We start from the raw sequence: 12,751 nt of genomic DNA on the forward strand, positions 1-12,751 counted from the left end.
ATCGTCCACGAGTGGAGATCATCTACCCCACCTCAACGATCTACCAAGTGAGACACGCTCTTAGTCGTGGGCCAGCTGCAGTAATGGCGGCCATCAGTGCACTCGATGCCCACGCGCCGGTATTTTCCGCCGGAACACCAGCCACGGGCCCTCGTCGCGCTCAGCTTCTGGGTGGAGCACGACATGGGGCGAGAATGGTGCTCTCGTTGGCCGTTGAGGTTGTGGTCTCGTCGGCCGTGGCGATCGCGGCGACGGTACCTCTCAGGAGTGCTCCGGGCATGCCAATGACCACTGCTACTCGCGACGCCCCGCGGATCACGGCGCCCCTTTCGGTCGGTGACGCATCACCTGGGTCGCGGGTCGAGCGGAACGGGGACCCAGGTGCCTCGTGCCCCGGTGAGACAACGTCCCGCGCCCCCGTCCCGACCCCCAGGTCTCGTCGCCCCGCTGGGGTTCAGCTTGTCCGAGCCGGACGACCTTGTCTTGTACCCGTGCGCAACGGGCTGGCCACCGCGCTGGTGATCAGCCCCGGCGCGCGGTCCTCCAGGGGGGGACCCGGCAGGCGTAGCCGTCGTGCCCGGAGGAACTCCGTGGGGGTGCGACCCACCATCCGCCGGAACTCGTGGTTGAGGTGCGGCTGGTCGAAGTAGCCGGCGGCGGTGGCCGCCTCAGCGACTGATCCACCCTCCACGAGTCGATGCAGGGCGTGCTGCAGCCGTAGCACTCGTGCCGCGTTGCCGGGCGAGAGCCCGATCTGCTCCCGGAAGCAGCTTTCCAGCCGCCGTCGTCCCCAACCGACCTCGTCGGCCAGCCTGGGTACCAATACCCCTGCCGGCCGCCGCTCCAACTCTCGCCAGGCGGACACGACCCGTGGCAAGGACGTTGGCTCCGGGCGGGGCCGACGCACGAGAGTCCGGTCGAGCAGCGCGAACCGGTCCGCCCATGACCGGGCTTCGCCCAACCGTTCCAACAGCTCCCCGGAGAACGTGTGTGAAAGTACCTCGTCCAGGTCGACGATCTGGTCGGTCAGCTCGTGGGCCGCCAGACCGAGCACCGTCCGTACGCTCCATGGAGCCAACAGGATCGCCACCCCGCACCAACGACCGTCGTGCCCACCGAGCCGGGGCACGGTGTGCACACCGACCACCAAGGACCGGAACAACCGATATCCGCTGTCCTTGGTCGAATGGCCGACCCCGGAGGGTGTTGGCCCCATGATCTGTAGCTGTCCCTCGAGGGTCAGGACTATCGAGACGGTGCCGTCGGGCACCTCCAACCTGTACCGGGGCTCATCCTGCTCCAATCGGAAGCCGCGATAGGCCCAGACGTCTCGTGCGAGCGAGGGGTGGGGACGTCGGTACGCCATCTCCCCCGAGCCGGCGGGGCATGACCAGAACCATTCCGTCCTCGTCGTCTCGACCACCTGACAAGGCAATCAAGGATGATCTACCGGTCGTATCGCCTCAACGACTGACAGAACATACCTCCGCCCTCGACAGGAAGGACCAAGATCGGCGGCTGCCTGTCTCGGAACCGCTTGGCTTTCAGGTGGCCGGGTTCCTTCCTTCCATCTGGTCCGTTGGGCGCGTCCGTGCCGCGTGGCCGTTGCGGTGTCGTCAATAGTTGCTTCCGATTCGCCGCGACGTACTTCCTGGATCGACTCGATATCGCCATTGACCAGCGGTGTCGAGATCCGATTGACGAGGTCTCGTTTCATGTCGCACAACGAGTAGAAGGTGGCCCAAGCGCGCAGTGCAAGGGGTAAGTCGGCGCGTTCGCAGAGCAGGTCCCCCTCGTTCCCGCAAGCCGTTTCCGCAGGTGTTCTCTCCTGCAAAGACCTATGTGCACGTAGTGGCGATGGGCCCGTACCGTCCGACCTGCGGTGCAAGATCCGCGAATGCGGGCAATGTTCCCTGTCACCCACAGGATTGGAGTCGGCATGACGATTCTCGTGACCGGAGCGACCGGAACCGTCGGTCGGGTGCTCGTCGATCAGCTCCTGGCGGCCGGCCAGCCGGTTCGGGCCCTGACCCGAAACCCCGCGCGGGCGGGACTTCCGGAACGAGCGGATGTCGTCACCGGCGACCTGACCCGGCGGCACACCCTCGAACCGGTGCTCGACGGTGTGGATCGGGTCTACCTGGTGGCGGTCCTGGAGTCCGAGCAGGTGGTCGAGCACGCGAGGAGCTTCCTCGAGCTGGCTGGAAAGTCCGGCGTGAAACGTGTCGTGTTCCTGTCCACCGACGCCGTTACGGAACGACGTGTGGGCAGCTATGAGACCCACCACGAAGTGGAACAGGTCATCGAGGAATCGGGTCTACAGTGGACGCACTTGCGGCCCGGTGAGTTCGCGGCGAACAAGTTGGCCACCTGGGGTCCTTCGATCCGTGCGGAGAACGTGGTCCGCAACCCCTACCCGGACACGCTGGGCGTGCCGATCCACGAGGCCGACATCGCCGAGGTGGCCGTCAGGGCACTGCTCGAGGACAGCCATGCCGGCAAGGCCTACACCCTGACCGGGCCGCAGGCGCTCAGCCACCGGGAGCAGGCCGCAGCGATCGGTGCCGGCCTCGGTCGCGAGATCCACTACGAGCGGGTGACCTACGGGCGGGCCCGCGAGTTCTTCGTCGAGGCCGGGCTTCCCGTGGAGGTCGCCGACTACATGCTGGGCTACCAGGCCGAATACACCGATGCGCCGCCGACGGTGTCCCCGGCCTTCGAGCGGGTCATCGGCCGGCCGGGGCGGACGCTCACGGAGTGGGCGGCCGATCACGCGGCCGAGCTCGGCTGACTGCCGTCGGTTGGGTCGTGCACCGCGCGACCCAACCAACCCGGGTTTCTGCCTCTGTGCGCTGGCCGCAGGCCCCACGAAGGCAGCGCGCGGGTGTGCTGCTGCGGGACGCGTCGATGATTCGGCCGGATGCGGTGGAGATCCTGTTCGCCCTGCTGACTTTCCGCCTCCTGATCGCCAAAGACGTGGAGAACGGTCAACAACCGGCGGCCCGGAACCTCTCTGCCAGCTGGGGAATCCGCTGCTACCGGCCGTCCGTAACGGAGAACGGGCGGACAACAGCCGGCAGCAAGGCCCCTTCGCGGCGCTGGTTTGCCGCGAGCTCACCGCGGTGCCGGAGTGATGAAGTCGGCGGAGAGCTCGATCGCGGCGATGCCCGAGCGGGGAAGAGCAGATGACATCCAGCGCGCCACCATCGCCCGTTCCAATTGCTGGGGGAAGGTCCAGCCGTTCCCACCGAGCGCGATCATCGCGTCGTTCAGCACCTGCGCGGTGTCGCCGCGGACCGGACCGAGATCGAAGCCGACCCGGATCACCGTGTCCCGCCGCACGGACTCCAGAAGCCGCGCCGAACGCGCGACCCGGCCCGCCACCGCCCGCGCCTGCCACTCGGCCCCGGCCTCGCGCTCGGCCACGACCTCCACCCACAACCGCAGTCGAGGTCCGCCGCCGTCGTCCGGCGGCTCGGTCCACACCGAGGAGTCCAGCTCGTCGGGATCCTCGTCGCCCGGCCGGACGTCACCGGTCACGGGCAACCAACCGGCCCCGGTCCACGCCTCCACCAGCAGTCGCTCGCCGCGGCGCACCAGCCGGCCGACGAGGTCGGGATCGTCGAGCACCGTCCACGCCGTCGGCGGTTCACAGCTGACCCGGGCGGCGGTGAACTCCGGACCGAGCCGGCGCAGGAAGTCGCGGACCGCGCGGGACAGGCCGGCCGCGTCGTCCGGTGCGGCCCGGTCTCCCGGTAGGCAGCTGATCGTCACCGACCAGCAGCCGGGGTCCTCGTCCGAGCAGTCGGCCGTCTCCACCACCCGGCCGGCCACCCTCGCCTGCAGGTCCCGGCAGGCAGCGCGCGCCATCAGGTCGTTCTCGGCGGCGACCACCGCGGTGAGCAACAACTCCAGGTCCTCGTCCATGGCGAGGGAATTCTTGCGCAGCCGGCTCACCCCGGCGCCACCGGTGGCCGAAACGCGGCGCGGGGTCCCTCCGTTCGGAGGAACCCCGCGTCCGTCGTTCCCGCTCCGCCTCAGGCGTCGGCCAGGACGCGCTCGGCGTCCAGCGTGACCGCGGCCGCGTGCACCACGCCCGCGATGCGCAGGGCCTCGTGCACGGTCTCCCGCGGCACGCCCTCCTTGCGCAGCGCCTTCTCGTGCGACTCCAGGCAGACCCCGCAGCCGGTGATGGCGCTGACCGCCAGGCACCACAGCTCGAAGTCGACCTTGTCGACGCCCGGGTTGCCGATGACCTGCATACGCAGCCGCGCCGGCAGGTTGTTGTACTCCGGGTCACCGACCAGGTGCTTGGCCCGGTAGTACACGTTGTTCATCGCCATGATCGAGGCGGCGGCCCTCGCCGCCTGCACTGCCTCGGCGGACAGGTGCTCGCGGGCGGCCTCGTCGAGCTCCCGCAGCACCTGCTCGTTGCGACACGCCACGGCGACGGCCAGCACGGTGCCCCACAGCTGCTGCGCCGGCAGCGTCGAGGTGCCGATCACCGAGCCGAGGTTGAGCCTGGTGTCCTTGGCGTAGGCAGGCAGCGCCTCCTTGAGGGCATCCAGCGACATCAGGCCTCCACCATCAGCTTGGCGGCGTCCAGGGTGTCCTCGCCCTTGTTCCAGTTGCACGGGCACAGCTCGTCGGTCTGCAGGGCGTCCAGCACCCGCAGCACCTCCTCGACGTTGCGGCCCACCGAACCCGCGGTGACCATGGCGAACTGCACCACGTTGTCCGGGTCGACGATGAAGGTGGCGCGCTGCGCGACACCGTCCTCACCCAGCACGCCGCACGCCTCGGTCAGCTCGCGCTTGACGTCGCTGAGCATCGGGAACGGCAGCTCGCGCAGGTCGGGGTGGTTCTTCCGCCAGGCGAAGTGCACGAACTCCGAGTCCACCGACACGCCGAGCACCTGGGTGTCGCGGTCGGCGAACTCGCCGTTGAGCCGACCGAACGTGGCGATCTCGGTGGGGCAGATGAAGGTGAAGTCCTTGGGCCAGAAGAAAACCACGCGCCACTTGCCCTGGTGGGACTTGTGGTCGATGGCCTGGAAGGCGTTCTCCGGGTCCAGCGACACGCATGCCGTGACCGAGTACTCCGGGAACTGCTGGCCGACAGTGAGCACCATGCCCTCCTGAGTTGTTTGTCAACGACTCCCATCCACATCGGACCAGCCGGCGGATTGATAGGGCAAATCGACTTCTCCGAGTAAACTGATCGGAAGTGCTGATCAATAACTCCGGGCCGACGCTCCCCCAGCTTCGAGCGTTCCTTGCGGTGGCCGAGTTTCTGCACTTCAGGGCGGCGGCTGCGGCACTCGGCGTAAGCCAGCCCACGCTTTCGGCGGCAGTTGCCGGGTGCGAAGAGACGCTCGGAACTCGGCTTGTGGAACGCACCACAAGGCGGGTGATGCTCACCACTGCAGGGGAACGGCTTGTGCCGAAAGCACGTGCCGTCCTGGACGCGGTCGACGCGCTCGTGACCGAGGCCGCGATGGTCGGCAAGCCGTTCGCGGGCACGCTACGGCTCGGGATCATCCCCACCGTCGCGCCCTACCTGTTGCCGGTCGCGTTGGACGCACTGGCCAAGGCTTTCCCCGCGTTGGAACCCGAGGTGCACGAGGAGCGCACCGGGCGGCTGCTGGAGGGCCTGGGGACCGGGCGGCTCGACGTCGCCGTGCTCGCCCTGCCGGCGGGTGGGCGCGGCCTGGCCGAGGTTCCGCTCTACGCCGAGGACTTCGTGCTGGTCGTGCCGAAGCGGCACGAGCTGGCCGGCACCATCGACGTGTCCCGAGTCGCCCTGCGCAAGCTGGACGTCATGCTGCTGGAGGAGGGGCACTGCCTGCGTGACCAGGCGCTGGACGTCTGTCGGGAGGTTGGCGGCCGGGTCGAGGCCGCCACCCGCGCGGCCAGCCTGGGCACCCTCGTCCAGCTCGTCGCGGCCGGGATGGGCGTGACCCTGCTGCCCGAGACCGCCGTCGGCGTGGAGACCCGACGCTCCGGGCTGGCCGCGGCGCGCTTCTGCGACCCCGCGCCCGGCCGTCGGATCGGCCTGGTCTACCGGGAGAGCGCCGGCCGGGCGGCCGAGTACACCGAGATCGCCGCCGAACTCCGCCGCGCCGTCCGCACCCGCAAGCTCCCCGTCCGCCTCCCCAGCTGAGCCGGGAAACCCCTCCTCTGGTCGAGAAGTTCGGGTCGGTCACGGCGTCACAGGCCGTGGAAGGCCCCGGCCTCGATCCGGCCCTGCTGACAGACCACGCCGAACGACCACGGCACCCGGAAAGGCTCGGTCTCGTCCGGCGGGATCACCGACAGCACGTCCGCCTCGGGCTGGCACGGCCGGTCGTACGGCTCACCGCTGCCCGGCACCACGCCCCAGTGCAGGCTCATCGCGGCCCGCTCACCCGGGGCGAGCCGGACCAGCGACGGCCCCGGTTCGTCCACGCGCTCGACGTTGGTGGGCAACCGCTCTCCCCGCGCGCTGCTGACCAGCTCCAGGCCGGCGTACCCGTAGAGCTGGCACGCTCGGTCGCTGACGTTGGTCACCACCAGCTGGCCGTAACGCTGCCCGGCGCCTTGGTCCTGCAGCTCGATCCGGCCCTGGAGCATCTCCGCCGTGCAGCGCACGCCCTCGTTCTCGGGCTTGCTGAGCGACACCGGATGCGCGGTGGTGCGCGGGCTCGTCGCGGTGTTGTCGTTCCCGGTCGGTTGCGCCGGCCCACCGGTCGGACCACCGCACGCAGTGAACACGACGCCAGCCACCAGGATCGCTCCGGCCATGGTTCTCATGACGATCCACCTCCCGTCTCCCCGTGGAGTTCCCCGTTTCCCTACAACGAAGACGCCTGAGGGGTCCGCGGGTTGGCGCGCGACCGGAATAGTCACCCTTGTGGCCCAAGGAAATCAACGATCCGAAATACGCCCCGAACATCCGCGAAGCCGGGCGGACACGCACGGCGGGAACCGGATCAGCCGAGCCACCGGGTCACGATCCCGTCGTAGGTGCCGTCGTGCCGGGCGATGCTCAACCAGTGGTTCACCCACTGCTGGAAGATCACGTCGCCCCGGGGCAGGAGATATGCCTTCTCCACATACGTAAACGGCTTATCGGGATGTACCGGGCACAACTCGGGATGGAGCTTGGCCTGATACCTGGTCTCCACCGCGTCCGTGATCATCAGGTCCGCTCGCCCGGCGACGATCTCGTCGAAGATCGTGGTGTTGTCCGGATGAGTGACGATCGTGGCTCGCGTGAGCCTGGATCGGACGAACCGCTCGTTCGTCCCACCGGGGTTGACGATGACCCTGACCCCGGGCTGGTCGATCTCGTCGAGCGTGCCGAAACGGCCGCCGTTCTCGCAACGAGTGATCGGTGTCTTGCCGTCCACGAGGTACGCGTCGCTGAAGAACGCCCGCCTGGCGCGGTCGAGTGTGACGGAGACACCGCCAACGGCCATGTCGCACTTGGCGACGAAGTCGTCGAGCAAGGTCTTCCAGGTGGTGGGCACCATCGTCACCCGCACACCGAGCCGCCGCCCGAGGTCCTGCGCCATCTCGACGTCGATCCCACTCCAGTTCCCGTCCTCGAGGTGGGTGAACGGGCGGTAGTCGCCGGTGCTGCAGACCCGGACCTCTCCGCGAGAGGTCACCGCCTCCAGCCGGCTCGCCGGCGACGGGGCGGGCCCCGCCGCACTGGTCAGCGCGGTACCGAAGAGGAGCGCAAGCGTGATGACCAGGACTCTCAGCCGCACCCGGCGATGCTGGCCGGATGCCGGCCGGACACGCAAGGAAAGCGTCCGCCGGTTGGAACGGCGGGGTGCGGAGGCGAAGCCGCTCACCCACCGATCACGAGCCGGTCCGTCGTTCGGCAGACCGGGCAAGGCCCCGTCAGGCGGCGGGCCAGCCCTCGGCGAGCACGGCAAGCTGGGCGACGTCGGAAAGCCACACGTACGTCCAGCAGACGGTGCCGTCGCTCACGCGAACCCGGACCCGTTGGTAGTCGCTTCCCTCGTAGGCATCGAGCTGACGGAACGCCGCTTCGGGGTCGCGGAGCCGCAGCACGGTGCCGGGCGCGCCCGGCCCGTCCCCGAGGCGGAGCGCGGGATATCCGAGACCGGTGTCGTAGACCGTGCCGGCCAGCCGGGCAGGTGTTCCTTCGTCGGTCACGAACCGGGACATCAACGGCCAGGCGGAGGCGCCGGGCTGCAGCGTGCCGTAGACGAAGACGCGGTCCGGCCACTCGTCACCCGCCGGATCACCATCCACTTCGGACACATCCAGCCCGTCAGGCCCGGGAACACCCTTCAGCGCGAGCGCCTCGTCCTGGGGCGTGTCCACGCACCGGACGGGCTTTCCGTTGGCCAGCAAGGGAAGACGTACCTCGGTGGCGGCGGTGTAGGCCCACGGGGAGTCGACGATCGAGCCGTCCTCCAGCTCGACCTGACCGGAGCGCACCCGGCTCAGCCGGTACCGCCTTCCGCGCCCTTCGCAGGTGTCGAGCACGCGCACCTGCTCGCGGGTCGCCATCCACACCGAATGCTCCTCGACCGAGCCGGGCAAGGCACACAACGTCGCGGGTCGCTGACCATCCCGGGCGCGGAGCCCGAACGCCCATACCGCGGCGAGATCGTGGGTTCGCGCCCGCAGCACCACCACGGGCCCGGCTAGGCCGAGGTGCTCCCGCAGCCAGGTGAGCTTGCTGGGGCAGCGGTTCGATCCGTAGGTCAGCACCGGCACGCGGTCGGCCAGCACCGGGGCCTTGCGCTGGAGCAACCAGTCGTCCAGGTCACATTCGCCCACGCGCCAGCCGCCGAGCGCGGCGAAATCGGGGTGCAACGGCCAGCCCAGGCCACCATGGTGCACGTAGGAGTGACGCGGCACACTGCCAGGATAGGGGTCGGCCGGATGCTCGGCGTCGGGGAACGGGTCAGCCATGTCCTTGACCGGTTGGAAACACGTCAACCAGTCATGTATATGAGGCTTGTGGACGACAGGACCATTGATTGGGTCGAAGGCCACATCCTGACCATCGACCAGACCGCGCTGCCGGACGTCGTCCCGTTGCGGCTGGAAACGGTCGACGACGTGGTGGACGCCATCCGGCGGCTCGCCGTGCGCGGAGCCCCGCTCATCGGCGCGGCCGGGGCGCTGGGCGTCGCCCTGGCCGCGCGTCGCAGTGCCGGGACCGGCTACCAGCCGGAGGCCGTGCGTGCGGACGCCGAACGGATCGCGTCCGCACGGCCCACGGCCGTGAACCTGCGTTGGGCCGTGAACCGCGTGCTACCGCACGTCGCCGCCGGCCCCGACGCCGTCCTGCGTGCGGCGCTGGAGATCGTCGAGGAGGATGCCCGGGCCAACGAGGCGCTGTCCCGCCGCGGCGCGGCCCTGCTGCGCGACCTCGTCGGCGACATGCCCATGGCCCTGCACACCCACTGCAACGCCGGTGCCCTGGCCACAGTGGCGTGGGGGACCGCACTCGGTGTCGTGCGCGCCCTGCACGAGGACGGTCTGGTGCGGCTCGTGCTCGCCGACGAGACCCGTCCACTGCTGCAGGGCGCCCGCATCACGGCCGTCGAGCTCGCCCGGCTCGGTGTGAACCATCGGGTCGTGGTGGACGGTGCCGCGGCTGGCCTGATCGCCCGCGGCGAGGTCGACGCGGTCGTCGTGGGCGCGGACCGGGTGGCCGCCAACTGTGACGTGGCCAACAAGGTGGGCACCTACCCGCTCGCGCTGGCCGCGGCCCGCGCCGGCGTCCCGTTCGTCGTGGCCGCCCCCGAGTCGACGATCGACCGGGACACGCCGGACGGGCGCAGCATCGAGATCGAGCAGCGCGACGGCGCCGAGGTGCTCGAGCTGGGCGGCCGGCGGACCGCTCCCGAGGACACCGCGGCGCTCAACCCCGCGTTCGACGTGACCCCCGCCGACCTGGTGACCGCGATCGTGACCGAGTCCCGCGTCATCTGGCCGCGCAAGGGGGAGCGCGCCTGAGTGCCGCCCTGGCGGACGGGACGCGACCGAGATCGACGTGTGGCCCGGGCTGCGGCAGGATGCGGCCCGTGGACCTAGCGGAGTTCCCGGAGGACTGGTCGTCGGCTCTCGTCGTCGTGGCGCACCCCGACGACGTCGAGTACGGCTGCGCGTCGGCAGTGGCCCGCTGGACCGGGCAGGGCCGGCGCGTCGCGTACCTGCTGGCGACCAGGGGCGAGGCCGGCATCGACGGCATGCCACCGGCGGAGTGCGCCGAGGTGCGGGCCCGGGAGCAGGTCGCCAGCGCCGCCGAGGTCGGCGTGACCGTCGTGGAGTTCCTCGACCACCCGGACGGGATGGTCGAGTACGGCCTCCCGTTGCGCCGCGATGTCGCCCGGGCCGTTCGCCGGCACCGCCCGGAGGCCGTCATCGTGGTCAACCACCGCGAGAACTACGCGCCGGGGGTGCTGAACCAGGCCGACCACCGTGTGGTCGGCCAGGCCGCGATCGACGCGGTGGCCGACGCGGGCAACCGCTGGGTGTTCCGGGAGCTCGTCGACGAGGGACTTGCGCCCTGGTCCGGGGTCCGGCACATCGCCGTGGACGCCTCGCCACGGGCGACGCATGCCGTGGACATCACGGACACGCTCGCGGCAGGGGTGCGGTCGCTGCGGCAGCACCGTGCCTACCTGGAGGGGCTGGGCCCGAGCTGGCCGGAGCCCGAGGTGTTCCTGCGCGCGGCCGCCGAGAACGTCGCCGGGCGGTTCGGCGGCCGGCTCGGCGTCGCCTTCGAGCTGCTTCGGACCTCCTAGCCGAGCGGCGCCGTCTCCCCGAGCACCACGACGCTGCGCAACACCTCGCCGCGTGCCATCCGGGCGAAGGCGCCCTCCACCTGCGCCAGCCCGATCTCCTCGGTGACGAAACGGTCCAGCGGGAACCGGCCCTGCCGGTGCAGGTCGACCAGCATCGGGAAGTCACGGGAGGGCAGGCAGTCGCCGTACCAGGACGACTTGAGCGCGCCACCGCGGGAGAACACGTCCAGTAGCGGAAGCTCGACGGTCGCCTCCGGAGTCGGCACGCCCACCAGGACCACGGTGCCCGCGAGGTCACGGGCGTAGAACGCCTGTTTCCAGGTCTCCGGCCGACCCACCGCGTCGATCACCACGTCCGCGCCGAAACCACCGGTCAGCTCCTGGATGCCCGCGACCACGTCGGCCTCCCGCGCGTCGATCACGTCGGTGGCACCGAACTCCCGTGCCCAGGCCAGCTTCCGCCCGTCGATGTCCACGCCGATGATGGTGGTGGCGCCGGCCAACAACGCGCCGGCGATCGCCGCGTTGCCCACCCCGCCGCAGCCGATCACCGCGACGCTGTCGCCCCGAGAGACGGCACCGGTGTTGATGGCCGCACCGACACCGGCCATGACACCGCACCCGAGCAGCCCGGCCGCCGCCGGCGCCACCGCGGGATCCACCTTCGTGCACTGTCCACTATGGACGAGGGTGAGCTCGGCGAAGGCACCGATGCCCAGCGCGGGGGAGAGTGGCTCACCGGAGGCGAGCCGCATCGGCTGCTCGGCGTTGAAGGTGTCGAAGCAGTACCAGGGACGGCCACGCCGGCAGGCCCGGCACCGACCGCAGACCGCGCGCCAGTTCAGCACCACGAGGTCGCCCGGCACGACGTCGGCCACCCCGTCCCCGACCGCAACCACCTCGCCCGCGGCCTCGTGCCCGAGCAGGTAGGGGAACTCGGCGCCGACCGCGCCCTCCCGGTAGTGCAGGTCGGTATGGCAGACGCCGCACGCGCGGACCCGGACCAACGCCTCACCCGGCCCAGGGTCGGGCACGATGATCGTCTCCACCGTCGCCGGCTCACCCTTGCTCCGCGCGACGACCCCACGCACCTCGTGTGCCACGTCGCCCAGCCTCCCCTGCGGACTCATGATCTTCCGGACGCAGCCTCGCACGCGCACCGCACCCGCACGTCCCCCGGTCAGGGGTACGGCGCTGCGTCGGTCAGCGGACCCGGCACGCCCGGCGCACCCGGCCCGGCCAACTCAGGACCGGATCACCTGCTGGTCGCGGTGTAGGCGTGCGGCGCGGCTGTGCTCGGCGGCGTCGAGCAACGCGGCGGCGGCCGCGCGGCCAGCGGCCGCCGCCCCCGAAGCCCCGTGCACCGCCGCGGTCACGATCGCGCCGTCCACGACCAGGAGCAGCTGGTTCGCCAGGGCGCGACCGGCGCCCGGACAGGCCCGTTCCGCCAGGCGGGTCAGGTAGGCGAGCAACGCCTCCTTGTGCCGGCGGGTCGCCGCCGCCACGTCCGGCGCGACCTCGCCCAACTCGCCGTGCGCGTTGATGAACGCGCACCCGCGGAAGCCGGGCTCGGCGAACCACAGCCCGAGCCAGTCGAACACGGCCAGCACCGCCTCCCGCGGGTCGCCGCCCACGGCGCTGACGTACTCGGCCAGCGCGGACCGCCATCTCAGGTCGGTGCGATCCAGGTAGGCCGACACCAGCTCGTGCTTCGACCCGAAGCAGCGGTAGAGGCGCTTCAAGGACACCCCGGAGGCCGCGCGGATGTCGTCGATCCCCACCGCCTGGAGCCCGCGCTCGTAGAACAACGCCTCGGCGGCGTCGAGCACCCGCTGCCTGGCCTCCTCGTCGTCCACGCGGCACCCCTTCCTTGGAGAACGGCGGTTCTCAACAGTAACGCGACAGTCGGAGAATGATCCTTCTCCGATATCCCCGAACCGGGTGATCGATGGAAGTACGTCAACGTCGGCG

Annotated in this window: 13 protein-coding genes and 1 pseudogene; 5 read left to right on the forward strand and 9 right to left on the reverse strand. The window is 70.4% G+C overall.

Features of this window, described 5'->3' with window-relative positions; all coding sequences use genetic code 11:
- Positions 1-454: 454 nt before the first annotated feature.
- Positions 455-1,270, reverse strand: coding sequence for an AraC family transcriptional regulator (locus IEY55_RS28440; protein ID WP_189061659.1), 816 nt, complete (start codon positions 1,268-1,270; stop codon positions 455-457).
- Positions 1,271-1,939: 669 nt separating this feature from the next.
- On the opposite strand from IEY55_RS28440, the gene IEY55_RS28445 reads away from it, so the two are divergent.
- A complete protein-coding gene (locus tag IEY55_RS28445) occupies positions 1,940-2,791 on the forward strand; it encodes an NAD(P)H-binding protein (RefSeq protein ID WP_189061660.1) in 852 nt (283 codons plus the stop codon).
- Between the two features lie 323 nt (positions 2,792-3,114).
- Here the strand turns inward: IEY55_RS28445 and IEY55_RS28450 are convergent, their stop codons facing one another.
- The 3 genes from IEY55_RS28450 to IEY55_RS28460 form a co-directional block, all read right to left on the reverse strand.
- Positions 3,115-3,957: a hypothetical protein gene (locus IEY55_RS28450; protein ID WP_229686843.1), complete on the reverse strand. Its 843-nt coding sequence runs from the start codon at positions 3,955-3,957 to the stop codon at positions 3,115-3,117.
- A gap of 80 nt (positions 3,958-4,037) precedes the next feature.
- The gene (gene ahpD, locus IEY55_RS28455; protein WP_189061661.1) at positions 4,038-4,574 is read right to left on the reverse strand and encodes an alkylhydroperoxidase, AhpD family; all 537 of its coding nucleotides are present in this window, start codon (positions 4,572-4,574) and stop codon (positions 4,038-4,040) included.
- Positions 4,574-5,131: a peroxiredoxin gene (locus IEY55_RS28460; RefSeq protein WP_189061662.1), complete on the reverse strand. Its 558-nt coding sequence runs from the start codon at positions 5,129-5,131 to the stop codon at positions 4,574-4,576. Before IEY55_RS28460 ends, ahpD begins: the two co-directional genes overlap by 1 nt.
- Positions 5,132-5,226: 95 nt before the next feature.
- On the opposite strand from IEY55_RS28460, the pseudogene IEY55_RS32670 reads away from it, so the two are divergent.
- Positions 5,227-5,421: pseudogene (locus IEY55_RS32670) on the forward strand (helix-turn-helix domain-containing protein); the annotation flags it as partial.
- Between the two features lie 18 nt (positions 5,422-5,439).
- A complete protein-coding gene (locus IEY55_RS28465; RefSeq protein WP_229686848.1) occupies positions 5,440-6,162 on the forward strand; it encodes a hydrogen peroxide-inducible genes activator in 723 nt (240 codons plus the stop codon).
- A gap of 47 nt (positions 6,163-6,209) precedes the next feature.
- On the opposite strand, the gene IEY55_RS28470 is transcribed toward IEY55_RS28465, so the two are convergent.
- From IEY55_RS28470 to IEY55_RS28480, 3 genes are all read right to left on the reverse strand, one after another.
- Positions 6,210-6,791 carry a DUF4232 domain-containing protein gene (locus tag IEY55_RS28470; RefSeq protein WP_189061663.1) on the reverse strand — a complete coding sequence of 194 codons (582 nt, stop codon included), beginning with the start codon at positions 6,789-6,791 and terminating at the stop codon, positions 6,210-6,212.
- 179 nt (positions 6,792-6,970) lie between these two features.
- Positions 6,971-7,753, reverse strand: coding sequence for a transporter substrate-binding domain-containing protein (locus tag IEY55_RS28475; protein WP_189061664.1), 783 nt, complete (start codon positions 7,751-7,753; stop codon positions 6,971-6,973).
- Between the two features lie 136 nt (positions 7,754-7,889).
- Positions 7,890-8,936: a gamma-glutamylcyclotransferase family protein gene (locus IEY55_RS28480; protein ID WP_189061665.1), complete on the reverse strand. Its 1,047-nt coding sequence runs from the start codon at positions 8,934-8,936 to the stop codon at positions 7,890-7,892.
- A 39-nt stretch (positions 8,937-8,975) separates the two neighbouring features.
- On the opposite strand from IEY55_RS28480, the gene mtnA reads away from it, so the two are divergent.
- Together mtnA and IEY55_RS28490 are read left to right on the forward strand one after the other, a co-directional pair.
- Entirely contained in the window at positions 8,976-9,989 is a 1,014-nt protein-coding gene (gene mtnA, locus IEY55_RS28485; RefSeq protein ID WP_189061666.1) for an S-methyl-5-thioribose-1-phosphate isomerase, read from the forward strand.
- Between the two features lie 59 nt (positions 9,990-10,048).
- Complete coding sequence (locus IEY55_RS28490) at positions 10,049-10,780, forward strand: PIG-L deacetylase family protein (RefSeq protein ID WP_189061667.1); 732 nt, start codon at positions 10,049-10,051, stop codon at positions 10,778-10,780.
- On the opposite strand, the gene IEY55_RS28495 is transcribed toward IEY55_RS28490, so the two are convergent.
- Both IEY55_RS28495 and IEY55_RS28500 read right to left on the reverse strand, forming a co-directional pair.
- Complete coding sequence (locus IEY55_RS28495; RefSeq protein WP_189061668.1) at positions 10,777-11,883, reverse strand: S-(hydroxymethyl)mycothiol dehydrogenase; 1,107 nt, start codon at positions 11,881-11,883, stop codon at positions 10,777-10,779. The genes IEY55_RS28490 and IEY55_RS28495 overlap by 4 nt on opposite strands.
- A gap of 141 nt (positions 11,884-12,024) precedes the next feature.
- Positions 12,025-12,636, reverse strand: a complete 612-nt coding sequence (locus IEY55_RS28500; RefSeq protein WP_189061669.1) for a TetR/AcrR family transcriptional regulator — start codon at positions 12,634-12,636, stop codon at positions 12,025-12,027.
- Positions 12,637-12,751: the final 115 nt, after the last annotated feature.

Origin of the sequence: Longimycelium tulufanense, from assembly GCF_014645795.1 — a bacterium.
Lineage (GTDB): Bacteria > Actinomycetota > Actinomycetes > Mycobacteriales > Pseudonocardiaceae > Longimycelium > Longimycelium tulufanense.